Source organism: Micrococcus sp. 2A (genome assembly GCF_039519235.1).
Classification (GTDB): domain Bacteria; phylum Actinomycetota; class Actinomycetes; order Actinomycetales; family Micrococcaceae; genus Micrococcus.
On sequence record NZ_CP154351.1, the window covers coordinates 1414462 to 1440397 of the forward strand.

Here is a 25936-nt window from a genome sequence, read left to right on the forward strand (position 1 = left end):
TCAGGCCTCCGTGCCGGCGGGCGCGGACGGGGCGTCGGCGATGCTCACGGTGTCTTCGACGACCTCCCCGGTGCCCGCGGGGCCGTCCACCTCCGTGAGGCGGACCTGCACGCGCTCGGCGGTGGAGGTCGGAAGGTTCTTTCCCACGAAGTCCGCCCGGATCGGCAGCTCGCGGTGCCCGCGGTCCACGAGGACGGCGAGCCGGACGGCGGCGGGGCGGCCCAGGTCGGCGATCGCGTCGAGCGCGGCGCGGACGGTGCGCCCGGAGAAGAGGACGTCGTCCACGAGCACGACGACGGCGTCGTCGAGGGGGTGGGCGGGCAGGCGCGTGGGGGCCGGGGTGCGGGCTGCGCTGCGGCGCAGGTCGTCCCGGTACAGGGTGACGTCCACATCGCCGACGCAGGCCTCGGGGTCGAAGCCCGGGTCGATGCGGTGCAGCACCGCGCCCAGGCGGTGCGCCAGCGGGACGCCGCGGCGCGGGATCCCCATCAGCACGAGGGAGTCCGCGCCCTTGTTGGACTCGAGGATCTCATGGGCGATCCGGGTCAGGGCCCGGTCGATCTCGGCCGCGGTCAGCACGGTCCGGGCAGCACGAGGTGCGGTGGGAGCTCGTCCCATCCGGCGCCTCCTTCCCCGCCTCACAGGACGGTCGTTAAAGGATGCGAAAGGGGTGTGTCCGACGGTCGGGGGCACCGTCCGCGGGCGAGTCCGACTCTACCAGTGGGGCCCGCGCGGGACGCCCGATGACGGCCCGCGCGGGCCTCGCGTCGGGTGTGATCCGCGTCCCGCTCAGGCGAGCAGCGTCGGCTTCACCTGCTGGAGACGGCCGAGGAGGCCGTTGACGAACTCCGGGGAGTCGTCCGTGGAGAGCTGCGCGGCCAGGGCCACGGCCTCGGACACGGCGACGGCGTCCGGCACGTCGTCCTGGAACAGCAGCTCCCACGCGCAGGATCGCGCGGTCCACGGCGGGCATGCGGTCCAGGCTCCAGCCGCGGGAGTACGAGGTCAGGGCCTCGTCCAGGCGCTCCTGGTCGGCGATGACGCCCTCGACGAGCAGCTGCGTGTAGGCGTTCACCTGCAGGTCGGTCTGGGAGCGCCGGGTCTCGATGCCCTGGAGCACGGTGGTCCCGCGCTGCTCGGCCTCGAAGAGGATCTCCACCGCCCGCTGCCGGGAGCGGCTGCGCGCCGTGGTCCCCCGCTTGGCGCCGGGGGCGGAGGCGGCATCAGTCATTGACGCGGCCCAGGTAGTCGCCGTTGCGGGTGTCCACCTTGACGCGGGTGCCCTGCTCCACGAACAGCGGGACCTGGATCTCGGCACCGGTCTCCACGGTGGCGGGCTTGGTGCCCGCGGAGGAGCGGTCGCCCTGCAGGCCCGGCTCGGTGTAGGTGATCTCCAGGACCACGGACGCCGGCATCTCGAGGTACAGCGGGGTGCCCTCGTTGAGGGCGATGACCACCTGGGTGTTCTCGAGCATGTACTTCGCGGCGTCGCCCACCACGGCGGCCGGGACGGTGATCTGGTCGTAGGTCTTCGTGTCCATGAACACGTAGTCCGTGCCGTCCTGGTACAGGTACTGGTAGTCCGAGCGGTCCACGATGGCGAACTCCACCTTGGTGCCCGCGTTGAAGGTCTTGTCCACGACCTTGCCGCTGGTGATGTTGCGCATCTTGGTGCGCACGAACGCCCCGCCCTTGCCGGGCTTCACGTGCTGGAACTCGATGACGTTCCAGAGCTGGCCCTCCAGCTTCAGGACGGAGCCGTTCTTGATGTCATTGGTCGTTGCCACGAAGGTCTCCCGGTGCCTGGGGCGGGCGCGCAGCGGCCCGCCGGTCTTCTCAGTCGTTGATTGCGCGTGCCAGTCTACGCAGTGCACGCCCCCGGCCCGTCCTGCAGGAGGGACCGGGCCGCCTCACTCCGCGATCTCCTGGTACGCCGCGAAGAGCAGCGAGGCGTCCGGGACGTCCACCGTCACGGGGCTGGCCAGCCCGTCGAGCAGAACGAAGCGCAGCTGGTCCCCGCGGTTCTTCTTGTCCCGGCGGATGCCCTCGAGGAGGGTCTGCCAGCGGTCGCCGCGGTAGGACACCGGCAGGCCCAGGGACTGCAGCACGGCCCAGTGGCGGTCCGCGGTGGCGTCGTCCAGCCGGCCCAGGGAGCGGGCCAGCTCGGCCGCGAACACGAGGCCGACGGACACGGCTGCGCCGTGGCGCCACTGGTAGCGCTCGGCGTGCTCGATCGCGTGGCCCATGGTGTGCCCGTAGTTGAGGGCCTCCCGCGGACCGGACTCGCGCAGGTCCCGGGAGACCACCTCGGCCTTGACCCGGATGGCGCGCTCGATCAGCTCCCGCAGGCGCGGCGAGTGGGGGTTCTGCGCCTGGGCCGGGTCCTCCTCGATCAGCTCGAGGATCGCCGGGTCCGCGATGAACCCGCACTTGACCACCTCGGCCAGGCCCGAGATGAGCTCGTTGGCCGGCAGCGTCAGGAGGGTGTCGAGGTCCGCCAGCACGCCGGCGGGCGAGTGGAACGCGCCCACGAGGTTCTTGCCCTCGGCGGTGTTGATGCCGGTCTTGCCGCCCACGGCGGCGTCCACCATGCCCAGCAGGGTGGTGGGCATGTGCACCACGCGCACGCCGCGCAGCCACGTCGCGGCCACGAAGCCCGCCAGGTCGGAGACGGCGCCGCCGCCCACGGAGACGATCGCGTCCGAGCGGGTGAAGTCGTTCTGACCCAGGACCTGCCAGCAGAAGCCCGCCACCTGGAGGTGCTTGCCCTCCTCGGCGTCCGGGATCTCCGCGGTCAGGGCCGTGAGGCCGCTGGCCTCGAGGTCCGTCTTCACGACGTCGCCCGTCGCCCGCAGGGCGCGGGGGTGGACCACCAGCACCCGCTGCACGCCGGGGCCCAGGATGTCGGGCAGGCGAGCGAGCAGGCCACGGCCCACGACGACGTCGTAGCCCCCCTGGGCGGCGTTCTCGTGGCCGCCGCCCACCGGGATGACGGTGGCGTCCTCGGGGCGGTCGGCGCCGGGCGCGTCGGCCCCCGGCTCACCGGCGGGATCGAGCTCGGACGGGTCCGGATGTCGCTCGGTCATGGGTGGGTCTCATTCCTTCAGCGGGGGCAGATCCCCTCCACGATACGCCAGGCGAGCTCGCGGGCCGGATCTGACGTGGTGTCCACCACGAGGTCGGCGACCTCGTGGTAGAGGGGATCGCGCTCCGCGAGGATCCGGCTCCACGTGCCGGCCGGGTCCCCCGCGAGCACGGGGCGCCCGGCACCGCTGTCGAGCCGGCGCAGCGCCTCGGCCTCCGTCACGCGCAGGTACACGACCGCGACCTCGGGGCGGGAGAGCAGCGACCGCGTCCCGGGCGAGAGCACGGCGCCGCCGCCGCTGGCCAGGACGCACGGCACGGCGCGGCTCAGGACGTGCTCGATCACCCGTGCCTCCTCGGCCCGGAACGCCCGCTCGCCGTGCTCGGCGAAGAAGGCGGGGATGGGTCCGTGGACCTGCACGAGGAGGTCGTCGGAGTCCACGAACGCCAGCCCCGTGGCCTCGGCCAGGGCGCGCCCGACGGTGGTCTTCCCCGCGCCCATGGGCCCCACGAGCACGAGGCCGCGCCGCGTGCCGGCGTCCTCCCCCGCCCTGGCCGACGCGGCGAGCCGCGCCTCGAGGGCGCCGGCCATCGCGTCCCACGGCCGAGCCGTGCAGGGCCCCGGGACGGGGTGGGTCGCCGGGCAGGCGGCCGTCACGGCGCGGGCCTCACGGCAGGGGGTCGCCCATGGGGCCGTCGGCGGGGGCGTCCCCCGCAGGCTCGGGCAGCGCGGGGATCGCGGCCGTGAAGGCCTCCAGGTTGCGCCGGGTCTCCCCGAGCGAGTCGCCGCCGAACTTCTCCATCACGGCATCGGCCAGCACGAGCGCGACCATGGCCTCGGCGACGATGCCCGCGGCGGGCACCGCCGCGACGTCCGAGCGCTGGTGATGCGCCGTGGTCGCGTCGCCGGTGGCCACGTCCACGGTCGGCAGCGCGCGCGGGACGGTGGCGATGGGCTTCATCGCCGCGCTCACGCGCAGCACCTCGCCCGTGGACATGCCGGCCTCGATGCCGCCGGCGCGGTCGCTCGTGCGACGCGGTCGGCCGCCGTCGCCGCGGGCGATCCCGTCATGGGCCGCCGAGCCGCGGCGGGAGGCGGTGGCGAAGCCGTCGCCCACCTGGACGCCCTTGATGGCCTGGATGCCCATGAGGGCGCCGGCCAGACGCGCGTCGAGCCGGCGGTCCCCGTGCACGTGCGAGCCGAGGCCGATCGGCACGCCATAGGCCAGGACCTCCACGACGCCGCCGAGGGTCTCCCCCTCCTTGTGCGCCGCGTCCACCTCGGCCACCATCGCGGCCGAGGTCTCCGGGTCGAGGCAGCGGACGGGGTCGGCGTCGAGCCGGGCCTCGTCCTCGGGCACGGGGAAGGCGTGGTCCGCGGGCAGGGTGGCCGCTCCGAACGCGACGGTGTGCGAGACGATCCGCACGCCGAGCTCGGCGAGGAACGAGCGGGCCACGGTGCCGAGGGCGACGCGCGCGGCGGTCTCGCGGGCCGAGGCGCGCTCCAGCAGGGGGCGGGCGTCGTCGAAGCCGTACTTCTGCATGCCGGTGAGGTCGGCGTGGCCGGGACGCGGGCGGGTCAGCTTCGCGTTGCGCGCGAGCCCCGCGAGCTCCTCGGCCGGCACGGGATCGGCCGCCATCACCTTCTCCCACTTGGGCCACTCGGTGTTGGCCACCTGGATCGCCACGGGCGAGCCCAGCGTCAGGCCGTGCCGCACGCCGCCGAGCACGGTGACGGCGTCCTGCTCGAACGACATCCGCGCGCCGCGGCCGTAGCCGAGGCGACGGCGCGCGAGCGCGTCCGCGATCGCCTCCGTCGTCACCGGGATCCCGGCGGGGAGACCTTCGAGGATTCCTGTCAGGGCGGGGCCGTGAGACTCTCCCGCTGTCAACCAGCGCACCATGCCGACGATCCTCTCACGCAGGCGGGGCGCCGCCGCCGGATGTGACCGGCGGCGTCGCCCGCGGGTCGTGCCGGCGGCGGGTCAGGCCCCGGCCACGCCGAGTGCCCGGGCGGCCGCGGCCGTCACCGCGGCCCAGTCCGGCTCCGGCGCACCGGCCTCCCGGCGGGGCCGAGCGGTGAAGAGGCGCACCTGCTCCACGCCCTGGTGCAGCAGCATCGCGACGCCGGACACGACCGCCCCTCCGTGGCCGGACCACGCGTGGGCGAGGGCGGAGGGCCACGGGTCGTACGCGGCGTCCAGCAGGGGCGGCAGCGCCCCGCCCTCGGGGAGGCACGGGGCGAGGGGGTCGGCGGCGCGGGGCGGCAGGGTGGCGACGAGCGCGCGCAGGTCCGGGGCCAGGGCCAGGAGCTCGGCCTGTGCCATGACCTCCACCCGGAGCCCGAGCCCGGCCGCGAGGTCTGCGACCTCCGCGGCGCGGGACGGCTCCCGGACGCCGAACGCGACGGCGTCGGCGCCGAGCTGCCACGCGGCCAGCACCGCGGCGGCCGCGGTGCCGCCGTTGCCGAGCACACCCATGGCACCGCCGCGTGCGGCGGGGTCCAGCCCAGCGGTGCGCAGGGCACCGACCACGCCGTCGACGTCCGTGTTGTGGGCCAGCAGGGCGCCCGGATGGTCCGGGTGGTCGCGCACGAGCGTGTTCGCCACGCCCAGCAGGCGCACCCGGTCCGTCAGGACGTCGGCCTCGGAGACCACCGCCGCCTTGAGCGGCATGGTGACGGAGACGCCCAGCCAGTCCTCCCCGGGGTCGGCGACGCCGGATCCCGTCGCCCCGGAGGCCCTCCCGAGGCGGTCCCGCACGAAGGCGGGCAGCCCGTCCGGGCCGAGGTCGTGGCGGTCGTAGACCACGGGCAGGCCGAGGGCCGCGTAGGCGGCCCCGTGCAGCGTCGGGGAGAGCGAGTGCGCGATCGGGCGGCCCAACACGCCGGCGCGCAGGCGGACCCCCGGGGGCGCCGGGGCGGCGCTCACCCGCACACGTCCGGGTTGGAGGCGCAGTACTTCTGGAACTCGCGCTGGTGGGCGCGGTGCTCCTCGTACGTCTTCGAGAACTCGGTGTGCCCCGTGGCGATGTCGGTGGTCACCCAGTAGTAGTCCTCGGACGGCTCGGGGTGCACGGCGGCCTCCACCGCGGCGTCGGAGGGCATGCCGATCGGCCCCGGCGGCAGGCCCCGGTGCTGGTAGGTGTTGTAGGGGTTGGACTCGTCGGCGCGCTGGGCCTTGGTGAACTGGAGGCTGCGCGCCCCAAGCCCGTAGTTGACGGCCGAGTCGATCTGCAGCAGGCCGTGGGTCTCCGTGTTGTCCGGCGCGAGCCGGTTCTCGATGATGCCCGCGACCCGCGCGTAGTCCCGTGGCAGGGCCTCGGCCTCGAGGAGGGAGGCCAGGGTGACCACGCGCATCCGCTCGTCGGCGTCGCTCACCCCCTGCTCGTCGAGGAACTCGAGGCGCGGGCGCACGAGCCTGTCCAGGATCTGCTCCGGGGTCGAGTCCACGGAGATCCGGTACTCCCCCGGGTCGAGCCACCCCTCGAGCGAGTCGGCCCCCTCGGGGACGCCGTACCGCTGCGGATCGCTGGCCGCGGCGTCGAACTCCTCGCGGGAGTGGCCCGTGGACTCCACGAGGGCGTCCAGCGTCTCTGTGAGCCACTGGCCGCGGTTGACGAGCACGTAGTGCACGGCGCCCTGGTCCCGGCCCTGCAGCACGGCGAGGGCGTCGGCGGCGGGCATGCGCTCGCGCAGCACGAAGTCGCCGGCACCGATGGGCCGTTCGCCCGACTCCTCGGCCTCGCGCCGCAGCGCCGAGGCCGAGCCGACGATGCCCTTCTCGTCCAGGCGCTCCGCCACGGACTGCAGGGACTCCCCCGGGCGGACGGTGAACGTGACCTCCTCGCCCGAGGCCTCGGCGTGGTCCGCCCCGGCGAGCATGGAGCGCAGCGCCAGTGCGGCCACGACCACGAGGGCCGCCGCCACGGCGAGCAGGACCACCCGGCCGCGGCGCCGCCGGTCCCCCCGTCCCGTGCCGGCCGCGCGGGCCGAGCCGGTCATGACGGGGCGCCGTGCGGTGCCGCCGACGACGGAGGGGCCCGCGGCGCGCGACCCCCGCCCGCGATCCACGGCTCCAGCCCGGCGCGGGGAGCGTCCGGCGCGCAGCCGTCCCAGCGTGCCCGCGAGGGCGCCCCCGCGGACCGGCGGCGGGGCGGGCGCGGGCTCCGGCTCGCCGGGCTCCTCGGCGTCCGAGAGGTCCGCGGTGAGGTCCTCGTGCTCCACGAAGCCGAACACGTCGAGGTCGTCGTCCTCCGGGTCGTGGTCGTAGCCCCGGCGTGTCTCGTTCACGGCGTCTCCTCCGTCGTGGCCGGCTGCCCGGCCCAGGCGCCCGTGCGGCGCTGCTCGTCGATGGCCGCCTGCAGGATGGCGACGGCCGCCGCCTGGTCGATCACCGACCGGCTGTCCTTCACGGTGCGGCCGGCGCTGCGCAGGCCCGCCTGGGCTGTGACCGTGGAGAGGCGCTCGTCCACGAGGTGGACGGGGACCGGACGGCCCGCGGCGCCGAGGGCGCGCTCGAGGCGCGCCGCGTAGTCGAGGGCGTCCTGCGTGGACGGCGTGTGCTCCCCGCGCAGGTTGACCGGCAGCCCCACATACACCACCACGGCCTCGTGCTCGTCCACGTGGCGCACGAGCTCGCCGAGGTCACGGCCGTGCCTCGCGTCCCGCCGCAGCGTGGCCACGGGGGTGGCGAGGAGGCCGTCCGGGTCGGACGAGGCGACGCCGACGCGCGCGCGGCCGACGTCCACCCCGATCGCGCGCCCGCGGCGCACCTCCCACGAGCTCACGCCGCGGCCACCGCCGCCCGCACGGCGTCGAGGGCCGCGGCCACGGCGGAGGCGTCCTGACCGCCGCCCTGGGCCACGTCGTCCTTGCCGCCGCCCCCGCCGCCGAGCACGCGCGTGGCGGTCTTGACCATGGCGCCGGCCTTGAGGCCCGCCGCGCGGGCGGCCTCGTTGGTGGCGACGACGACGAGCGGGCGTCCCTTCGCCTCACCGGTGAGCGCCACGAGCACGGGGGTGCCGGCCGCGTTGCCGCCGGCGGACTCGATGCGCGAGCGCAGGTCGAGCACGAGGGTGCGCAGCTGGTCGCCCGCCACCTCGCCGGCGTGGTGGGTGAGGACCCGCACCGCCGTGCCGGCCGTCGTCGTGACGTCCTGCGCGCCCGCGGCGAGCTGGCCCGCCTGCGCCTGCAGCTGCTTCGCCTGGAGGTCGGCGATCTGCTTCTCGGCCGCCTTGAGGCGGTCCATCGTGGCGGAGATGCGGTCCTTGAGCTGGTCGGCCGGGGCCTTGAACATCTCCGAGAGGTCCGAGACGAGGGTGCGCTCGGTGGCCAGGTGGCGGAAGGAGTCCAGGCCCACGAGCGCCTCGACGCGGCGGTTGCCCGAGCCGACCGACTGCTCGCCGAGCAGGGTCAGGGAGCCGATCTGCGCGGTGCGGCCCACGTGGGTGCCGCCGCACAGCTCGCGGGACCAGGCGCCGTCGATCTCGACGACGCGCACGCGGTCCCCGTACTTCTCGCCGAAGAGGCTCATGGCGCCGAGCGCGCGGGCCTCCTCGATGCCCATCTCCTGGGTGAGGACCTGGTGGTCGTCCCGGATGGCGATGTTGACGACGTCCTCGATCTCCGAGCGTGCGCCCGCCGAGACGGACTCCGCCCAGCGGAAGTCGAAGCGCAGGTAGCCCTCCTTGTTGAAGGAGCCGGACTGCGTGGCGTCGGGGCCCAGGACCTGGTGCAGGGCGGCGTGCACGAGGTGCGTGCCCGAGTGCGCCTTCTCGCCGTCCAGGCGGCGCTGCAGGTCGATCTGGCCGAGCGCCTCGGCGCCCACGGGCACCTCGCCCTCGAGCACCCTGACCCTGTGCACCGAGAGGCCCTTGACGGGCGCCTGGACGTCGAGGACCTCGAGGCGGAAGCCGTCGCCGGTGATGAGGCCGGTGTCGGCCGCCTGGCCGCCGGACTCGGCGTAGAACGGGGTGGCGTCCAGGACCAGCTCGAGCTCGGTGCCCGCTGCCGCCGAGGGGACCTCGGCCCCGTCGGAGAGCAGCCCGCGGATCACGGACTCGGTGGTGTGCTCGGTGTAGCCCGTGAAGTGGGTCTGGCCCTCGGAGCGCAGGCGCTGGTACACGGCGGTGTCCGTGTGGCCGGACTTCTTGGCCTTGGCGTCCGCGCGGGCGCGGTCGCGCTGCTCGGTCATCAGGGTGCGGAAGCCCTCCTCGTCGACGGCGACGCCGGCCTCCTCGGCGATCTCGAGGGTCAGCTCGATCGGGAAGCCGTAGGTGTCGTGCAGCTCGAAGGCGTCCGCCCCCCCGATGCCCGTCCCGCCCGTCTTCGCGGCGCCGACGGCGGCGTCCAGGCGCGCGGTGCCCGCGGCGATGGTGCGCAGGAACGCCTTCTCCTCGGCATAGGCGATGCGGGAGATGCGGTCGAACTCGTCCGCCACCACCGGGTAGACGCCCTTCATGGCATCGCGGGAGACGGGCAGCAGCTCGGGGAGCACGGGCTCGGTGACGCCCATCAGGCGCAGGGCGCGGACCACGCGGCGGATGAGGCGGCGCAGCACGTAGCCGCGGCCCTCATTGCCCGGGCGAACGCCGTCGCCGATCAGCATGAGGGAGGAGCGCACGTGGTCGGCCACCATGCGCAGGCGCACGTCGTCCTCGTAGTGCGGGTCCGCGGGATCCTCGGTGGAGGTGTAGTCCCGGCCGGCCAGCTGCGCGGCGCGGTCCAGCACGGGGCGGACCTGGTCCGTCTCGTACATGTTCTCCACGCCCTGGAGGATCATCGCGAGGCGCTCGAGGCCGAGGCCGGTGTCGATGTTCTTGTTCTGCAGCTCGCCGGCCACGTCGAAGTCGTCCTTCGAGCGCACCGCGGAGAGCCGGTACTGCATGAACACGAGGTTCCAGATCTCGATGTAGCGGGTGTCGTCCGCCTCCGGGCCGCCCTCGGCGCCGTACGCGGGGCCGCGGTCGTAGAAGATCTCGGAGCACGGGCCGCCGGGGCCGGGCTGGCCCGTGTTCCAGTAGTTGTCGTCCTTGCCCATGCGCTGGATGCGCTCGACGGGGACACCGACCTCCTCGCGCCAGATGCGGGCGGCCTCGTCGTCCTCCTCGTACACCGTGACCCACAGCCGGTCCGGGTCCAGGCCGAAGCCGCCGTCGTCGACGGAGGAGGTCAGGAGCTCCCAGGCCAGGGGGATGGCCTTCTCCTTGAAGTAGTCGCCGAAGGAGAAGTTGCCGCACATCTGGAAGAACGTGCCGTGGCGGACGGTCTTGCCGACCTCCTCGATGTCCGCGGTGCGGATGCACTTCTGCACGGACACGGCGCGCGGCGCCGGCGGGGTCTGCTCGCCCAGGAAGTAGGGGATGAAGGGCACCATGCCGGCCACGGTGAAGAGCAGCGACGGGTCCGGGGACACCAGCGAGGCCGAGGGCACCGGGCGGTGGCCCTGCTGCTCGAAGTAGGCCGTCCAGCGGCGTGCGATCTCCTGCGACTTCATGCGGTGGGGTCCTTCGAGATGGTGGTGGTGGACGGGGAGGCGGTGGTGCGGGGCGCACGTGCGGGCGGCGCGGACGACGACGGCGTGTCCAGCGTCTCCCCCGCGATGACGGTGGCGCGCGTGGCGAGGGCGGAGACCCACGGCGGGGCGTCCGTCTTGAGGCGCTCGGTGAAGCTGTTCATGCCCTCGGCGAGGGCCGTGGCCGCGGCGTCGCCGGCCGCCTGGCCGAGGTCCTGGGCGATCGTGTCCGGGTCGATCCCGGCGCGCTGGGCGAAGCGGCGCCCCAGGTCGGGGGCGCCGTGCGCGGCGGAGGGGCGGGCGGCGTCGGGCTCGACGAGCGGGCCGAACGCGCGGTGGGCGTACCACCCCGCGGCGGAGCCGGCGGTCAACAGCAGCAGTGAGCGGAGCATGGCTGGCCCTCCTTCGGGAGCGTGCGGATACCGGGTTCACCTTACCGGGACGCGCGGACGGAGCCGGGGACGCCGCAGGCCCGGCACCTCGACGAGGTGACCGGGCCTGCGGGACGCGCGCGGCGTCGTCGTCCGGGACGGGTCCCGGAGGAGAGGGATCAGCGCGCGTAGTACTCGACCACGAGCTGCTCCTCGCAGGTCACGGGGACCTCGGAGCGCTTGGGGCGACGGGAGAGGGTGGCCTGGAGCTTCTCGATCTCCACGGTCAGGTAGCCCGGGGTGGTGGGCAGGACCTGCTGGTGGGCGCCGGCGGCGGCCAGCTGGAAGGGGACCATCTTCTCGGAGCGCTCGTGCACGTGGATCATCTGGCCCGGCTTCACGCGGAAGGAGGGGATGTCGACGCGCTTGCCGTCCACCATGATGTGGCGGTGCACGACGAGCTGGCGGGCGGCCTGGATGGTGCGGGCGAAGCCGGAGCGCAGCACGAGGGCGTCGAGGCGCATCTCGAGGAGCTCGACCAGGTTCTCACCGGTCAGGCCGGCGGTGCGCTTGGCCTCCTCGAAGTAGCGGCGCATCTGGGCCTCGCGGATGTTGTACTGCGCGCGCAGACGCTGCTTCTCCTTCAGACGCACCGCGTAGTCCGAGTCCTGCTTCTTGCGGGCGCGGCCGTGCTGACCGGGGCCGTACGGACGGCGCTCCATGTACTTCTCGGCCTTGGGGGTCAGGGCGATGCCCAGAGCGCGGGAGTGCCGCACGGTGCGGCGGGTGCGCAGGTTGCCACTCATGGTGGTTCCTTCTTTCCTTGACATGCGACACGGTTCGGGTTTGTCTCCGCGCCCCGTCAAGCACCCGCGCGGGGGCGGGCGACGGTGAGGGCGTGGAACCTGGCCTCCGCGTGATCCTCCGGAGAGCTGAGGGGCGTGCCGCCGCCCGTCATCCACTGATGCGCTGCGCGGTCCGCGCCGGAGCGCAGGCACACGGGGTGCCCGCCGATCGGCGCGGGGGGATCAGTCTGCGGCGCAGCGCCTGCCAGACCGGTCAACCCTACCAGAGCCGCGGGCTCAGTCCTGCCCGCGGACGATGCGCCGCAGGGCCGCCACCTGGTCCACGAGCCGCTTCTCATGGCCGATGGGCTTGGGCCGGTAGTAGTCCTTGCCCACGAGCGGGTCCGGCGGGTACTGCTGGCGGGCGACGGCGTGCGGCTCATCGTGGCTGTACACGTACCCCTTCCCGTGGCCGAGGTCCGCCGCGCCGGCGTAGTGGGCGTCCCGCAGCGGCGGCGGAACGAGCCCGCCGCGGCCCGCGCGCACGTCCGCGATCGCCTCGTTGATCGCCGTGTAGGAGGCGTTCGACTTCGGCGCCGTGGCCAGGTGCGTCACGGCCTGCGCGAGGATGATCCGCCCCTCCGGCATGCCGATCAGCTGCACCGCCTGGGCGGCGGCCACGGCGGTCTGCAGCGCGGTGGGGTCGGCCATCCCGACGTCCTCGGAGGCAGAGATCACGAGCCGCCGGGCGATGAACCGCGGGTCCTCCCCCGCCTCGAGCATCCGCGCGAGGTAGTGCAGCGCCGCGTCCACGTCCGAGCCGCGGATCGACTTGATGAACGCGGAGATCACGTCGTAGTGCTGGTCGCCGTCCTTGTCATAGCGCTGGACCGCGTGGTCCATCGCCTGCGCGGCGTCCTCCGCGGTCACGGTCACGGGCGTCCCGACCTCGGCGCCCTCTCCCCCGGTGGACGGGTCGCCGTCCGCCTCCGCGGGATCCGCCCCCTCGGCCGCGGGGCGGTCGTCGCGCGCCCGGTCCAGTCCGACGCCGGCGGCCGCCTCCAGCACCGTGAGGGCCCGTCGGGCGTCGCCGGCGGCCATGCGCACGATGTACTCCCGGGCCTCGTCCGTGAGGGCGACCGCGCCGTTGAGCCCGCGCTCGTCCGCCACCGCCCGGTCCACGAGCCCCCCGATGTCCTCCGCGGTGAGCGGCCGCAGCGTCAGCAGGAGCGACCGCGAGAGCAGCGGCGCGATCACCGAGAAGCTCGGGTTCTCCGTGGTGGCGGCCACGAGCACGACCCAGCGGTTCTCCACACCGGGCAGCAGCGCGTCCTGCTGCGCCTTCGTGAACCGGTGGATCTCGTCCAGGAACAGGACGGTGGTGCGGCCGTAGAGGTCGCGCTCGCGCAGGGCCTGCTCCATCACCTGGCGCACGTCCTTCACGCCCGCGGTGATGGCGGAGAGCTCCGTGAAGGTGCGCCCCTCGCCGCGCGCGATCACGTGCGCGAGCGTCGTCTTCCCGATCCCGGGCGGCCCGTACAGGATCACCGAGCTCGGGCCCGCGGCCTGCGAGGCGGGGTCCGGCTGGGCGAGCTTGCGCAGCGGCGAGCCGGCGTGGAGCAGGTGACGCTGGCCCAGGACCTCGTCGAGGGAGCGCGGCCGCATGCGCACCGCCAGCGGCGCGGACGGGTGCGTCCCGGCGACCGTCCCGGCGGGGCCGGGGTCGTCGTCGGGGGTGAGCGCGGCGGAGAAGAGGTCGTCCATCCCCTCCAGCGTAGGCCTCCCCCGTGCCGGTCACCCCGTGGAGAGGTGGGCGTCAGCGCGGGGTCACCCGCGGTTCACCCGCATGGCATAGATCTCAGGGGTACCCCCGCACCCCAGCACAGGATCCCCATGCGCACCCTGCACCGCCTCGCCGCGGCGACCTCCGTCGTCGCCCTGTCCGCCGCCGTCGTCGCCCCGATGACCGCCGCCGCCCCGATGACCGCCGCCGCCCCGCCCGCCCACGCGAAGGCCCACGGGCGCTCCGCGGCCGTCGCGTCCGGCGACGCGGCCGGCAGGTCCGTCGAGCTGACCCCCGCCGGCACGCACGAGACCGGTGTGTTCGGCGAGTCCGCCGCCGAGATCCCGGCCTTCGACCCCACCACCGGCCGCCTGTTCGTGGTCAACGCGGAGAAGGGCGCGATCGACGTGCTGCGCGTCGGCGCCGACGGCGCCCCGACCGCGGAGACCGTCCTCTCCGCCGAGGGCCTGGCCACCGCCGACGGCTCCATCACGGACGAGGGGGCCACGGTGAACTCCGTGGCCGTGTCCGGCGGCGTGATGGCCATGGCCGTGGAGGCCGCGGACAAGACCGGCCTCGGCTGGGTCGTGTTCTTCGACACCGAGACCCTGGAGTACCTCGGCGGCGTCCGCGCGGGCGCCCTGCCGGACTCCATCGCCTTCTCCCCGAACGGCGAGTACGCCGTGGTCGCCAACGAGGGCGAGCCCGCCGCCGACTTCTCCGTGGACCCGGAGGGCACGATCTCCGTGATCTCCGTGCCGAAGAACGTCCAGCAGTTCTCCCGCCTGTCCCAGGACGACGTGCGCACCGTGGACTTCCGCGCCTACGACGAGGGCGCCGCGCTGCCCGAGGGCGTCCGCGTGTTCGGCCCGGACGTGCAGGTTCCGGAGGGCCAGGAGGAGGCCGGCTACGTGGCCCGCAACCTCGAGCCCGAGTACGTCACCATCGGCGACACCGGCCGCACCGCCTACGTCTCGATCCAGGAGGCCAATGCGATCGTCGCGATCGACCTGAAGTCCGCGTCCATCGAGGACTTCTGGGCCCTCCAGCTCACCGACTGGTCCCAGGACGGCGTCCGCGACGTCTCCAACGAGGACGACGCGATCACCCTGCAGAACTGGTCCGTGATGGGCGTGCCGATGCCCGACGGCATCGACTCCTACCGCTGGCGTGGCCAGGACCTCGTGGTCTCTGCCAACGAGGGCGACTCCCGCGAGTGGGGCGACTTCGTGGACGCCGAGCGGGTGAAGGACCTCGAGCTGTGCAAGGCCGAGTACCCGGACGCGAAGGCCCTGCAGAAGAAGGGCGCCCTGGGCCGCCTCAACGTCATCACGGACCTCGGCTACGACGCCGAGCGCGAGTGCTACTCCCAGCTGCACGCCTTCGGCGGCCGCTCCTTCTCCATCTACACCGCGGACGGCGAGCGGCTCTTCGACTCCGCCGGCATGATCGAGGAGCAGATCGCCGCGCTCATCGAGGCCGGCGAGCTGCCCGAGTGGGCGTTCAACGCGAACAACGACGAGACCCCCTCGTTCGACTCCCGCTCCGACGACAAGGGCGTCGAGCCCGAGTCCGTCGTCGTGGGCCGGATTCAGGGCCGCACCTACGCGTTCGTGGGCCTGGAGCGCATCGGCGGCGTGATGGTCTTCGACATCACGAACCCGACGCAGGCCACCTACGTGGACTACGTCAACGAGCGCAACTGGGACGCCGAGGGCGACGACGCCGGGGCCGGCCTGGGCGACATGGGTGCCGAGGGCCTGACCTTCGTGCCCGCGCACGAGTCCCCCTCGGGCGTGGCGCTGCTGATCGTGGCCAACGAGGTCTCCGGCTCCACCACCGTGTACGAGGTGAACCCCACCCGCGTGAAGTGATGCGCTGACGGGGCATGGCCCCGACGCGACCCGGACGGGCGCGCCGCGGAACGGCACGGGGCACAATGGCCCCATGAGAGCCGTCCTGCAGCGCGCCCGTTCCGCGTCCGTGACCGTGGTCGACGCCGAGGCCGGCACCCGCGAGGTGGTCGGCGGGCTCGCGGCGCCCGGGCTCATGGTCCTGCTGGGAGTGAGCACCGAGGACGGACCCGCCGAGGCGGACGCCCTCGCCGCGAAGGTGGCGCACCTGCGCATGCTCGACGGCGAGGAGTCCCTGGTGTCCGCCGCCGCGCCGGCCCTCGTGGTCAGCCAGTTCACCCTCCACGGGGACGTCCGCAAGGGCCGCCGCCCGTCCTGGACGAGGGCGGCGCGCGGCGATCAGGCGGAGCCGCTGTACGAGCGCTTCCTGGCCGGGCTGGAGGCGGAGGGCGTGCACGTGGAGCGCGGCGTGTTCGGCGCGCAGATGGACGTGGCCCTCGTGAACGACGGGCCCTTCACGCTGATCGTGGGCACCGACGACCTGGCGGGGCCGCGGCGAGGCTGACGACGCCCCCGCCGCGGCCCGAGGGTCAGGCCTGGGGCGCCTCGGCCCTCTCGCCCTCGGCCTTCTTCGGCTCCGGCTTCGCGTCCACACCGGCCTCCTTGCGCTGCTGCGGCGTGATCAGCGCCGGGGCGGCGGTCAGCGGGTCGAAGCCGCCACCGGTCTTCGGGAAGGCGATGACCTCACGGATCGACTCGGTGCCGGCCAGCAGCGCCACCACGCGGTCCCAGCCGAAGGCGATGCCGCCGTGCGGCGGGGCTCCGTACTTGAAGCCCTCGAGCAGGAAGCCGAACTTCTCGTTCGCCTCCTCCTGGGACAGGCCCATGACCTCGAAGACGCGCTCCTGCATCTCCTGGCGGTGGATGCGGATGGAGCCGCCGCCGATCTCGTTGCCGTTGCACACGATGTCGTACGCGTAGGCCAGGGCCGAGCCCGGATCGGTGTCGAAGGTGTCGGCGAACTCGGGCTTGGGCGAGGTGAACGCGTGGTGCACGGCGGTCCACGTGCCGGAGCCAACGGCCACGTCGCCCGAGGCGACCGCGTCGGCGGCGGGCTCGAACATGGGGGCGTCGACGACCCACACGAACGCCCAGTCGGCGTCCTTGGCCTCGACGCCGTTGCCGGCGTCCGTGAAGAGCTCGCAGCGGCGGCCGATCTCCACGCGGGCCGCGCCGAGCAGCGCGCGGGCCTCCTTGGCGGAGCCGGCGGCGAAGAACACGCAGTCGCCGGGCTCGGCCCCGACGGCGGCGGCAAGGCCGGCCTTCTCCTCGTCGGTGATGTTCTTGGAGACCGGGCCGGTCAACGAGCCGTCCTCCTGGACGAGCACGTAGGCCAGGCCCTTGGCACCGCGCTGCTTGGCCCACTCCTGCCAGGCGTCGAGCGTGCGGCGGGCCTGAGAGGCGCCGCCGGGCATCACGACGGCGCCCACGTACTCGTTCTGGAACACGCGGAAGGGCGTGTCCTTGAAGTACGCGGTGAGGTCGGTCAGCTCGAGGCCGAAGCGCAGGTCCGGCTTGTCCGAGCCGTACTTCTCCATGGCCTCGGCGTACGTCATGCGGCGGATCGGGGTCTGGACCTCGACGCCCACGAGGCCCCACAGGGCCTGCACGATCTTCTCGCCGAGGGCGATGACGTCGTCCTGCTCCACGAACGAGGCCTCGATGTCCAGCTGGGTGAACTCGGGCTGGCGGTCGGCGCGGAAGTCCTCGTCGCGGTAGCAGCGGGCGATCTGGTAGTACTTCTCGATCCCGCCGACCTGCAGCAGCTGCTTGAACAGCTGCGGGGACTGGGGCAGGGCGTACCAGGAGCCGGGCGCGAGGCGGGCGGGGACGAGGAAGTCGCGGGCGCCCTCCGGCGTCGAGCGGGTCAGCGTGGGGGTCTCCACCTCGGTGAAGCCCTCGCCGTGCAGCAGCTCGCGGGCCGTGCGGTTGGCCTCGGAGCGCAGGCGCATGATGCGGCTCGGCTGCGGGCGGCGCAGGTCGAGGTAGCGGTGGCGCAGGCGCGCCTCCTCGCCGACCTCCACGTGCTCGTCCACCTGGAACGGCAGGGCGGCCGCGGTGTTGAGCACGGTGACGTCCTCGGCGATCAGCTCGACCTCGCCCGAGGCGAGGTTCGCGTTCTCGTTGCCCTCGGGGCGGCGCTCCACGGTGCCGGTGACCTGCAGGACCCACTCGTTGCGCAGCGGGTCGAAGTCGGCCTCGTCCCGCACCACGACCTGGGCGCGGCCGGACGCGTCGCGCAGGTCCACGAAGGCCACGCCGCCGTGGTCACGCCGCTTCGCCACCCAGCCGGTGACGGTGACGGTCTGGCCGATGAGCGAGGCGTTGAGCTCGCCGAGGTGGTGGGTGCGCAGCACGGGGTGTCCTCTCCGTCCGGTGTCCGCCGGACGAGGTGCGGGGTTCATGTGATGGTCGGTCCGCCGTGGTATCCCTGGGGGACACGCGCGCGGACCGTCGCACGCGAGTCTACTGGCCGCCCGACGGCGCCAGGCCACCACCGTCCCCTCTGACCAGGAGGCCCCGTGCTGCAGCGCCGCCTGACCCTGCCCCATGCCATCGCCATCGGCCTCGGCTCCATGATCGGTGCGGGCGTCTTCACCGCCATCGGCCTCGCGGCCGCCCTCACGGGCGGGCATCCGGGGCTGCTCTTCGCGGCACTCGGCCTGGCCGTGCTCACCGCGCTGTGCAACGCGCTCTCCACCGCCCAGCTGGCCACGGTGCACCCCGAGTCCGGCGGCACCTACGTGTACGGCCGCCGGCAGCTGCACCCCCTCGCCGGCTTCCTCGCCGGCTGGGGCTTCGTCACGGGCAAGACGGCCTCGGTGGCCGCCATGGCGACGACGGTCGGCCTCTACCTCTTCCCGGACCAGCCCCTGGCCGCGCGCCTGGCGGGCGTGGCCGCCGTCGTCGTCCTCACGGTCGTGGCCATGGCGGGCGTGACCCGCACCGCGCAGGCCACCATGGCCATCCTCGTGCCCGTGGTGGCGGTGCTCGCCCTCACGACGGCGGCCGGGCTGGCCCTCGGCGATCGCGGCGCGGGCGACGTGGCGGGCGGCCTCGGGGACGCCCCCCTGGCGGGCGTGCTCATGGGCGCGGGCGTGCTGTTCTTCGCGTTCGCCGGCTACGCCCGCGTGGCGACGATGGGAGAGGAGGTCATCGACCCGCGGCGGACCATCCCGCGGGCCATCCTGATCGCCCTGGGCCTGACCGTCGGCCTCTACACGCTCGTGACGCTCGGGCTCCTCGCCGCGCTCGGCCCGAGGGGCCTGGCGCTCTCCCCGGCGCCCGTGCGCGAGGCACTCGAGGTCACCCTGGGCTCCGGATGGGGCTGGCTCGCCCTGGTCGCCGCCGGCCTGGCCAGCGCGGGCGCGATGCTCAACCTGCTCACCGGCATCTCCCGCACGGCCCTGGCGATGGCCCGGGAGTCCGACCTGCCGCGGCCCCTGGCCCGCGTGCACGAGCGCACCGGCACGCCGTGGGTCGGCCAGCTGGCCGTCGCGGTGGCCGTGATCCTGCTGGTGCTCACCACCGACATCCTCACCGTGGTGGGCTTCAGCTCCTTCGGCGTGCTGGTCTACTACGCCGTGGCCAACCTCGCGGCGCTCACCCTGCGCGGCGGCGAGGACGGCAGGGACGCCGCGCTCCCCCGCCCGCTGCGGGTCCCGCGGGCCGTGAACGGGCTGGGCCTCGTGCTGTGCCTGGTCCTGGCGTTCACCCTGCCGCCCCTGTCCGTGGTGGCGATGCTCGCGGTCTTCCTCATCGGCGTGGGCGGGCGCGCCTTCGTGCTGGCCGGGCGGGACCGGCCCCCGCGCTGAGGCCGGAGGCCGTCAGGCCGATGCGGGCCGTCGGCGACGACGCTCCTGGCGAGCCGCGGCGATGCCGTCCACCGGGCCCACCAGCAGCCCGCCGAGCACCAGCACGGTGATCTCGTACGGCTGCGGGACCAGCGGGTTCGGCTCCCCGGCGGTGAGGAGGGTCAGGACGGCGGTGGGCAGCTCCATGGTGGCATCCTCGGCGTCGGCCATGACCCGCCTCACGGACAGGCGGGTCGGACGGGCATCGGTCAGGCGGGGTCGACGTCCTCCGCGCGCGTGATCTGCGGCAGCAGGTCCTCGGCGGACGGGGTCCAGTCGGCCGGGTCGGCCGCGGTCTGCTCGCCGGAGCGGATGTCCTTGACCTCGTGGGTGCGGGTGCCGGCGTCGTCGCGACCCATGAACCACACGTAGGGGATGCCGCGGCGGTCGGCGTACTTGATCTGCTTGCCGAACTTCTCCGCGCTCACGGCGACCTCGGCCGGGATCCCCCGCTCGCGCAGCAGCGCGGCCACGTCCTGCGCCTCCGACCAGTCCGCGTCCTGGGTGAGCGCGACGTACACGGCGGTCGGCACGGAGCGTGAGGCCACGGCCATCTCCTGCGAGAGCATGCGCATCACGAGGCGCGTCACGCCGATGGAGAGGCCCACGCCCGGGAAGACGCGGTTCCCCTTCGACGCCAGCGCGTCGTAGCGGCCGCCCGAGCAGATCGAGCCGAGCTGCTCGTGGCCCACGAGCACGGTCTCGTAGACGGTGCCGGTGTAGTAGTCGAGGCCGCGCGCGATCGAGAGGTCCGCGACGGCGCGCCCGGGGGCGCGGCGGTGCAGCGTGCCCACGACGTCGGCCAGCTCGGCCAGGCCCTCCTCGAGCAGATCGTCCTCCACGCCGAGGGCGCGGACCTGCTCGACGAAGGAGGTGTCCTCGGTGCGGATCGCGGCCAGCTCGAGGGCCTGGCGCGCCTGCTCCTCGGTGGCGCCGAGCTCCTCCTGCAGCAGGCGGGCGACCTCGTCGGGGCCGATCTTCTCCAGCTTGTCGATGGAGCGGAGCACGCCCGCGGCGTCGGTGAGCCCGATGCCGCGGTAGAAGCCCTCGGCGAGCTTGCGGTTGTTCACGCGGATCAGGAAGTCGCCGATCGGCAGGGCCCCGAGCGCCTCGGCCATCACGAGCGCGACGTCGGCGTCGTAGCGCGGGGAGAGCTCGCCGTCGCCTACGACGTCGATGTCCGCCTGCGTGAACTCGCGGGCGCGACCCTCCTGGGGGCGCTCGCCGCGCCAGACCTTCTGCATCTGGAAGCGGCGGAACGGGAAGGCCAGGTGGCCGGCGTTCTCCACCACGTAGCGCGCGAACGGAACGGTGAGGTCGAAGTGCAGCGCCAGGCGCTTCGGGTCGTTCGGATCCTTGGCCGAGGTGCCCTCGGCGTCCTCGGCGAGGCGGGAGACGGCGTAGACCTCCTTGTCGATCTCGCCCTTGCGCAGCAGCTGGCCCAGGGTCTCGACGGCGCGGGTCTCGATGCCGGCGAACCCGTGGAGCTCGAAGGTCCGGCGCAGGGTGTCCAGCACGTGCTGCTCCACGAGGCGCTCGGCAGGGAGCCACTCGTGGAAACCGGAGAGGGAGGCCTTGCGGGACATGGGAATCCTTCGCGACGACGGTGAGGGGCGGTGGCGGGAACGGAGCACCGAGCCCGAGCACCGGCCCATTCTAGTCGGGGCCGCCGACGCGGCCGGTACGCTGGGGACGTTCGTGTCCATCCCGACCGGCCCGCGCCCCGCGTGCGCGTCGGCGCATCCAGGGAGAGTTCCAGCGGTGACCCACCAGCAGCAGCCCGACGACCAGCAGTCCCCCGCCCTCGAGGACGAGGCCGAGGCGACCGCCGCCCTGCCCGAGCAGGACGCCCCCCAGACCCCCGAGCAGGACGCCCCGAACCAGGACGCCGTTCCTGCCGAGGAAGCCGGCGCCGAGGAGCCCCCCGTGCCCGCGGAGGCCCAGCCGCTGGCCGTGGTGGTGCCCGACGCCTCCGAGCACGGCACCGCGCCGGCCGAGGACACCGCGGAGGCCCCGGCGGAGTCGTCCGCCGAGCAGGCCGCGCCCGCCGCCCGCCCCGGTCCGGCCTCCCCCGCCGCGATGCGCCCCGCGGCGCCCAAGGCCCCCGCCACTCCCGCCGCCGTGAAGCCGGCGCGCGCCGCCAAGGCCCCGGCCGTCGTCGCGCCCGCCGTGCCCCCCACGCCGATCGCCGAGGCCGCCCGCTTCGCCCGCGTGAGCGAGGACGGCCACGTCACGCTGCTGGACGGCGAGGACGAGGTCGCGGTCGGCCAGGTGCCGGAGGCCTCCACCGAGGACGCGCTCAGCTACTTCGTGCGCAAGTACGACGACGTGCGCGCGCAGATGGCCCTGTTCCAGCAGCGCATCGCTGCCGGGGCCCCCTCGAGCGAGCTGGGCAAGGCCCTGGGCCAGATGACCTCCGCCGTGGACGAACGCCACATGGTGGGCGACATGGCCGCGCTGCGCACCCGCCTCGCCGCCCTCGACACCCTCCTGGGCGACTACCGCGCCGCGGAGCAGGAGGCCCGCCAGGCCGCCCAGGCGGAGCAGCTGGCCGCCCGTGAGGCGATCGTGGCCGAGGCCGAGGGCTACGCCGGCACCGCCGCGGAGCGGATGCCGTGGAAGCAGGCCTCCGCGCGCATGGCCGAGCTGTTCGACGAGTGGAAGGCCGCGCAGAAGGCCGGCCCGCGCCTGTCCAAGTCGGTGGAGGACGGCCTGTGGAAGCGCTTCCGTGCCGCCCGCACCACGTTCGACAAGACCCGCCGCGCCCACTTCTCGCGCCTCGACGCGGCGAGCTCCGAGGCCAAGCAGGTCAAGGAGAAGCTGATCGCCCGCGCGGAGGAGCTCTCCTCCTCCACGGACTGGGGCGTGACGGCCGGCAAGTACCGCGACCTCATGGACGAGTGGAAGAAGGCCCCCCGCGCCTCCCGCAAGGAGGACGACGCCCTGTGGGCCCGCTTCCGCGCCGCACAGGACGTGTTCTTCGCGGCCCGCAAGGCCGTGGACGCCGAGGTCGACCGTGAATACGCCGCCAACCTCAAGGTCAAGGAGCAGATCCTGGCCGACGGCCAGAAGATGCTCCCCGTCACCGACCTCAAGGCGGGCCGCGCCGCGCTCAATGCGCTGCGGGGCCGCTGGGAGGAGGCCGGCAAGGTGCCGCGGGGCGACATGCGCCGCATGGAGGAGGGCTTCCGCAAGCTCGAGGACGCCGTCAAGGAGGCCGAGTCCGAGCACTGGCGCCGCACCGATCCGGAGACCAAGGCCCGCACCAGCTCGGCCCTGACCCAGCTCGAGGAGACCATCGCCGGCCTCGAGGCGGACCTGGAGAAGGCCAAGGCCAAGGGCGACCAGCGCGGCATCGCGAAGGCCCAGGAGGCCCTCGACGCCCGCCTGCAGTGGAAGCAGGCCCTCGAGGCCGCGGCCTCCGAGCTGCGCTGACCCCTCCGCGGCGTCCCCCGAACGCCGGCTCCCGCGCCCCCGTCCGGCACCTGTCCACAGGTGCCGAACGGGGGTGCGGCGTCTCTGGCACGCTTCGGTGCCATGAGCACCTCCCCCGCCCCTGCGCCCGCCGCGCCGCCGACGGCCGCACCGCCGGCCACTGCCCTCCCGACGTCGGCCCGCCGCGGGCTCGCGACGGACCTCGTTGTGGCCGGGGAGCACTTCACCGACGCGGAGCTGCAGGCGCTCGTGCACCGCGGCGCCATCGATCGGGTCCTCCCGGGCGTCTACTGCCGGTCCCGCGCGGCCCGCGACGCGGAGACACGGGCCGCCGCCCTCTGGCTCCTGGCCGGCCCCGTCCTGGCGGCCGGCTGGACGGCGGTGGGCCCGTCAGCGGCGTGGGTGCTCGCGGGCGGGCCGGCGCCCCCGCGGATCCACGCGGCCGTGGCGCACTACCACCGCCTGCCCGCCGGCGGCACGGTCCTGCCGTGGGCGCTCGTGCAGTCGGACGTGGCCGCGGGGCCGCAGGGGCACGCCGAGGCCGAGGCGGACGTGATGCGGGTCGGGCCGGCGCGCGTGACGACGCCGGCCCGCACCGTGGAGGACCTCCTGCTCACCGGGGACCCGGACCACGCGCGGCGCGCCGCGCACGTGATGGCCCGCCACGGGACGGCGGGGCTGACCGAGCGACTGGCTCGGCCCACGCGGCGGGCGGGCGTCGTCGCCGCCCGGGCCCGCCTCGCGGCGCTGCTCACTGCGCTGGAGGCGCCCGGGTGAGGGGCGCTCAGGTGCGGTGGACGTCGAACACGCCGTCGATCCGGCGCACCGCGTTGACCACGTGGCTCAGGTACATGGGATCGCCCATCTCGAAGACGAACCGGCTCATGGCCACGCGGTCGCGCGTGGTGTTCACGGACGCCGAGAGGATGTTCACGTGGTTCTCCGCGAGCACGCGCGTGACGTCCGAGAGCAGGGACGTGCGGTCGAGCGCCTCCACCTGGATCTCCACGAGGTAGACGGTGTCCCGCGAAGGCGCCCACTCCACGGGCACGCGGCGCTCGGGCTCCTGCCCCAGCATGGTCGCCAAGTTGCGGCAGTCGGCCCGGTGCACGGAGACGCCAGAGCCGCGCGTGACGAATCCGTCCACCTCGTCCGGGGGAACGGGGTTGCAGCACCGCGCCAGCTTCGCCAGCACCCCGCCGTCGCCGGCCACGAGCACGCCGGCGTCGTTGGTGGCACGCTGCGGGGTGCGGCGCGTCTGCGCGGGGACGAGCGCTGCGAGGTCGACCTCGCCCACGGGGAGCTCCGCGGTCGGCTCCGCGGCGGGGGGCGCGGGCGGGGCCAGGCGCTCCTCGAGCCGCTCGCACACGGCCTGTGCGGAGACATGCCCGTCGCCCACCGCGGCGAAGAGGCCGTCCAGGTCGGCGTAGCCCATCTCCTCCGCGACCCCGACGATCTCCTCGCCGCCGAGCACCTTCTGCACGGCAAGGCCGGCCCGGCGCATGCGTCGGGTGAGGGCCTCGCGGCCGCGCTCGGCCTGCTCGTCGCGGCGCTGGGTGGCGAAGTAATGGCGGATCTTGGACCTGGCCCGCGGCGAGACCACGAACCCCATCCAGTCCCGGCTCGGGCCGGCGTCCTCGGCCTTGGAGGTGAACACCTCCACGGTGTCCCCGTGGCTGAGCGGGGTGGAGAGCGGCACGAGCTTGCCGTTCACGCGCGCGCCGATGGTGCGGTGGCCGACGTCGGTGTGGATGGCGTACGCGAAGTCCACCGGCGTGGACCCGGCCGGGAGGGAGCGGATCTCGCCCTTGGGCGTGAACACGTAGACCTCGTCGGCGCCGATCTGGGTGCGCAGCGCGGAGAGGAACTCGTCCGGGTCCCGCGTGTCCTTCTGCCAGTCCATGACGGAGCGCAGCCACGCGGGCGTGGCCTGCGCGGGGGCCTGGGCAGCCGCAGCCGCCCCGGCCTTGTACCGCCAGTGCGCGGCCACGCCGTACTCGGCCTGGCGATGCATCTCCAGCGTGCGGATCTGGATCTCCACGGGCTTGCCGTCGGGGCCGATGACGGTGGTGTGGAGGGAGCGGTACATGTTGAGCTTCGGGACGGCGATGTAGTCCTTGAACCGGCCCGGGATCGGGTTCCACCGCGCATGGATCACGCCCAGCACCGCGTAGCAGTCCCGCACGGTGTCCACGATGATGCGGATGCCCGTGAGGTCGTGGATCTGGTCGAAGTCCTTCCCGCGCGTGATCATCTTCTGGTAGATCGAGTAGTAGTGCTTGGGGCGCCCGGTGACGGTGGCCCGGATGCGCTGCTCGCGCAGCTGCTCCTCGATCACGCCGCGCAGGGACTGGAGATGCTTCTCCCGCTCCGGATTGCGGTCGCCCACGAGGCGCACGAGCTCCGCGTAGACCTTGGGCTTCAGAGCCGCGAACGCGAGGTCCTCGAGCTCCCACTTCACCGTGTTCATGCCGAGCCGGTGCGCGAGCGGGGCGTAGATGTCCAGGGTCTCCCGCGCCTTCTTGGCACTCGAGGCGGGTGAGACGTAGCGCCACGTGCGGGCGTTGTGCAGGCGGTCCGCGAGCTTGATGAGCAGCACGTTCACGTCCTGCGCCATGGCGATGACCATCTTGCGGACGGTCTCGGCCTGTGCGGCGGCCCCGTAGGTCACCTTGTCCAGCTTCGTGACGCCGTCCACGAGCAGCGCGACCTCGGGGCCGAAGTCCCGGCGCAGCTGCTCGAGCGAGTAGTCGGTGTCCTCCACGGTGTCGTGCAGCAGGGCCGCCAGGAGCGTGGGGCCGGTGACGCCGATCTCGGCGAGGATGGTGGCCACGGCCACGGGGTGCGTGATGTAGGGGTCCCCCGAACGGCGCATCTGCCCCGCATGGCAGCGCTGCGCGACCTCGAAGGCGCGCACGATCTCCATGAGCTCGGCGCGGGTGGCGCGCTGGCGCACGGTGCGCATGAGCGGCTCGAGCAGCGGCGAGTACTCGGTGGCGTGGCGGCCGGTGAGGCGGGCCATGCGGCCGCGGGGCCGCGCCGCGGCGGGCGGTGTCTGCGGCGCCGGGGGCGGGCCGGCCGGGGCGGGGTGCTGGTGCTGCTCGCTCATGGCGGCGACTCCTTCGGATACCGGGCCCGGCCCGCGGATGATGGGCGAGTCTACCCCGGGAAGAGGGACGGGGGCGGGCGGGCACGTC

The 25936-nt window shown here is 74.1% G+C and carries 21 protein-coding genes and 1 pseudogene; 5 read left to right on the forward strand and 17 right to left on the reverse strand.

Annotation, left to right across the window (positions count from 1 at the left end; translation table 11 throughout):
• The 13 genes and pseudogenes from pyrR to AAG742_RS06615 form a co-directional block, all read right to left on the reverse strand.
• Positions 1-618 (reverse strand): bifunctional pyr operon transcriptional regulator/uracil phosphoribosyltransferase PyrR, encoded by a 618-nt coding sequence (pyrR, locus tag AAG742_RS06555; RefSeq protein WP_298711097.1) that lies wholly within the window; start codon positions 616-618, stop codon positions 1-3.
• Between the two features lie 171 nt (positions 619-789).
• Positions 790-1231, reverse strand: a pseudogene (gene nusB, locus AAG742_RS06560) (transcription antitermination factor NusB).
• Entirely contained in the window at positions 1224-1787 is a 564-nt protein-coding gene (efp, locus tag AAG742_RS06565) for an elongation factor P (protein ID WP_298711101.1), read from the reverse strand. The pseudogene nusB and the gene efp overlap by 8 nt, the downstream one beginning before the upstream one ends.
• A 123-nt stretch (positions 1788-1910) precedes the next feature.
• Positions 1911-3086 carry a 3-dehydroquinate synthase gene (gene aroB / locus AAG742_RS06570; protein WP_248115605.1) on the reverse strand — a complete coding sequence of 392 codons (1176 nt, stop codon included), beginning with the start codon at positions 3084-3086 and terminating at the stop codon, positions 1911-1913.
• A gap of 17 nt (positions 3087-3103) precedes the next feature.
• On the reverse strand, positions 3104-3742 hold the full coding sequence (locus AAG742_RS06575) for a shikimate kinase (RefSeq protein ID WP_343281953.1): 639 nt from the start codon (positions 3740-3742) through the stop codon (positions 3104-3106).
• Positions 3743-3752: 10 nt separating this feature from the next.
• The gene (gene aroC / locus AAG742_RS06580) at positions 3753-4988 is read right to left on the reverse strand and encodes a chorismate synthase (protein WP_298711104.1); all 1236 of its coding nucleotides are present in this window, start codon (positions 4986-4988) and stop codon (positions 3753-3755) included.
• Between the two features lie 81 nt (positions 4989-5069).
• Entirely contained in the window at positions 5070-6014 is a 945-nt protein-coding gene (locus AAG742_RS06585; RefSeq protein WP_298711107.1) for a shikimate dehydrogenase, read from the reverse strand.
• On the reverse strand, positions 6011-7375 hold the full coding sequence (locus AAG742_RS06590) for an endolytic transglycosylase MltG (RefSeq protein WP_298711112.1): 1365 nt from the start codon (positions 7373-7375) through the stop codon (positions 6011-6013). The genes AAG742_RS06585 and AAG742_RS06590 overlap by 4 nt, the downstream gene beginning before the upstream one ends.
• Positions 7372-7872 (reverse strand): Holliday junction resolvase RuvX, encoded by a 501-nt coding sequence (gene ruvX / locus AAG742_RS06595; protein ID WP_248115610.1) that lies wholly within the window; start codon positions 7870-7872, stop codon positions 7372-7374. Before ruvX ends, AAG742_RS06590 begins: the two co-directional genes overlap by 4 nt.
• On the reverse strand, positions 7869-10580 hold the full coding sequence (alaS, locus tag AAG742_RS06600) for an alanine--tRNA ligase (protein ID WP_298711115.1): 2712 nt from the start codon (positions 10578-10580) through the stop codon (positions 7869-7871). Before alaS ends, ruvX begins: the two co-directional genes overlap by 4 nt.
• Positions 10577-10990 carry a hypothetical protein gene (locus AAG742_RS06605; protein WP_298711118.1) on the reverse strand — a complete coding sequence of 138 codons (414 nt, stop codon included), beginning with the start codon at positions 10988-10990 and terminating at the stop codon, positions 10577-10579. Before AAG742_RS06605 ends, alaS begins: the two co-directional genes overlap by 4 nt.
• A gap of 158 nt (positions 10991-11148) precedes the next feature.
• Positions 11149-11799, reverse strand: a complete 651-nt coding sequence (gene rpsD, locus AAG742_RS06610; protein ID WP_319074221.1) for a 30S ribosomal protein S4 — start codon at positions 11797-11799, stop codon at positions 11149-11151.
• A 252-nt stretch (positions 11800-12051) separates the two neighbouring features.
• Positions 12052-13518, reverse strand: coding sequence for a replication-associated recombination protein A (locus tag AAG742_RS06615; RefSeq protein WP_298711121.1), 1467 nt, complete (start codon positions 13516-13518; stop codon positions 12052-12054).
• Between the two features lie 129 nt (positions 13519-13647).
• Here AAG742_RS06615 and AAG742_RS06620 point away from each other — a divergent pair, with 129 nt between their 5' ends.
• Positions 13648-15411, forward strand: coding sequence for a choice-of-anchor I family protein (locus AAG742_RS06620; protein WP_298711124.1), 1764 nt, complete (start codon positions 13648-13650; stop codon positions 15409-15411).
• Positions 15412-15484: 73 nt separating this feature from the next.
• Positions 15485-15955, forward strand: a complete 471-nt coding sequence (gene dtd / locus AAG742_RS06625) for a D-aminoacyl-tRNA deacylase (protein ID WP_298711126.1) — start codon at positions 15485-15487, stop codon at positions 15953-15955.
• Between the two features lie 25 nt (positions 15956-15980).
• Here the strand turns inward: dtd and aspS are convergent, their stop codons facing one another.
• Positions 15981-17807, reverse strand: a complete 1827-nt coding sequence (gene aspS, locus AAG742_RS06630) for an aspartate--tRNA ligase (RefSeq protein WP_298711128.1) — start codon at positions 17805-17807, stop codon at positions 15981-15983.
• Positions 17808-17972: 165 nt separating this feature from the next.
• Here aspS and AAG742_RS06635 point away from each other — a divergent pair, with 165 nt between their 5' ends.
• Complete coding sequence (locus AAG742_RS06635) at positions 17973-19265, forward strand: APC family permease (RefSeq protein WP_298711131.1); 1293 nt, start codon at positions 17973-17975, stop codon at positions 19263-19265.
• A 12-nt stretch (positions 19266-19277) separates the two neighbouring features.
• On the opposite strand, the gene AAG742_RS06640 is transcribed toward AAG742_RS06635, so the two are convergent.
• Both AAG742_RS06640 and hisS read right to left on the reverse strand, forming a co-directional pair.
• Positions 19278-19475, reverse strand: coding sequence for a hypothetical protein (locus AAG742_RS06640; protein WP_298711133.1), 198 nt, complete (start codon positions 19473-19475; stop codon positions 19278-19280).
• A gap of 38 nt (positions 19476-19513) precedes the next feature.
• Entirely contained in the window at positions 19514-20890 is a 1377-nt protein-coding gene (gene hisS / locus AAG742_RS06645) for a histidine--tRNA ligase (protein ID WP_298711136.1), read from the reverse strand.
• A 175-nt stretch (positions 20891-21065) separates the two neighbouring features.
• On the opposite strand from hisS, the gene AAG742_RS06650 reads away from it, so the two are divergent.
• Both AAG742_RS06650 and AAG742_RS06655 read left to right on the forward strand, forming a co-directional pair.
• Positions 21066-22739, forward strand: a complete 1674-nt coding sequence (locus tag AAG742_RS06650; protein WP_298711138.1) for a DUF349 domain-containing protein — start codon at positions 21066-21068, stop codon at positions 22737-22739.
• Positions 22740-22841: 102 nt separating this feature from the next.
• Positions 22842-23516, forward strand: a complete 675-nt coding sequence (locus tag AAG742_RS06655) for a hypothetical protein (RefSeq protein ID WP_248115621.1) — start codon at positions 22842-22844, stop codon at positions 23514-23516.
• A 7-nt stretch (positions 23517-23523) separates the two neighbouring features.
• On the opposite strand, the gene AAG742_RS06660 is transcribed toward AAG742_RS06655, so the two are convergent.
• Positions 23524-25761, reverse strand: coding sequence for a bifunctional (p)ppGpp synthetase/guanosine-3',5'-bis(diphosphate) 3'-pyrophosphohydrolase (locus tag AAG742_RS06660; protein WP_298711413.1), 2238 nt, complete (start codon positions 25759-25761; stop codon positions 23524-23526).
• Positions 25762-25936 lie beyond the last annotated feature (175 nt).

What these genes read in the sequence shown, in the direction of transcription:
- pyrR (WP_298711097.1), bottom strand. Translation starts at nt 618, where the DNA reads ATGGGACGAGCTCCCACCGCACCTCGTGCTGCCCGGACCGTGCTGACC.
- aroB (WP_248115605.1), bottom strand. Translation starts at nt 3,086, where the DNA reads ATGACCGAGCGACATCCGGACCCGTCCGAGCTCGATCCCGCCGGTGAG.
- aroC (WP_298711104.1), bottom strand. Translation starts at nt 4,988, where the DNA reads ATGGTGCGCTGGTTGACAGCGGGAGAGTCTCACGGCCCCGCCCTGACA.
- alaS (WP_298711115.1), bottom strand. Translation starts at nt 10,580, where the DNA reads ATGAAGTCGCAGGAGATCGCACGCCGCTGGACGGCCTACTTCGAGCAG.
- AAG742_RS06605 (WP_298711118.1), bottom strand. Translation starts at nt 10,990, where the DNA reads ATGCTCCGCTCACTGCTGCTGTTGACCGCCGGCTCCGCCGCGGGGTGG.
- rpsD (WP_319074221.1), bottom strand. Translation starts at nt 11,799, where the DNA reads ATGTCAAGGAAAGAAGGAACCACCATGAGTGGCAACCTGCGCACCCGC.
- AAG742_RS06615 (WP_298711121.1), bottom strand. Translation starts at nt 13,518, where the DNA reads ATGGACGACCTCTTCTCCGCCGCGCTCACCCCCGACGACGACCCCGGC.
- AAG742_RS06620 (WP_298711124.1), top strand. Translation starts at nt 13,648, where the DNA reads ATGCGCACCCTGCACCGCCTCGCCGCGGCGACCTCCGTCGTCGCCCTG.
- dtd (WP_298711126.1), top strand. Translation starts at nt 15,485, where the DNA reads ATGAGAGCCGTCCTGCAGCGCGCCCGTTCCGCGTCCGTGACCGTGGTC.
- AAG742_RS06640 (WP_298711133.1), bottom strand. Translation starts at nt 19,475, where the DNA reads ATGGCCGACGCCGAGGATGCCACCATGGAGCTGCCCACCGCCGTCCTG.
- hisS (WP_298711136.1), bottom strand. Translation starts at nt 20,890, where the DNA reads ATGTCCCGCAAGGCCTCCCTCTCCGGTTTCCACGAGTGGCTCCCTGCC.
- AAG742_RS06655 (WP_248115621.1), top strand. Translation starts at nt 22,842, where the DNA reads ATGAGCACCTCCCCCGCCCCTGCGCCCGCCGCGCCGCCGACGGCCGCA.
- AAG742_RS06660 (WP_298711413.1), bottom strand. Translation starts at nt 25,761, where the DNA reads ATGGCCCGCCTCACCGGCCGCCACGCCACCGAGTACTCGCCGCTGCTC.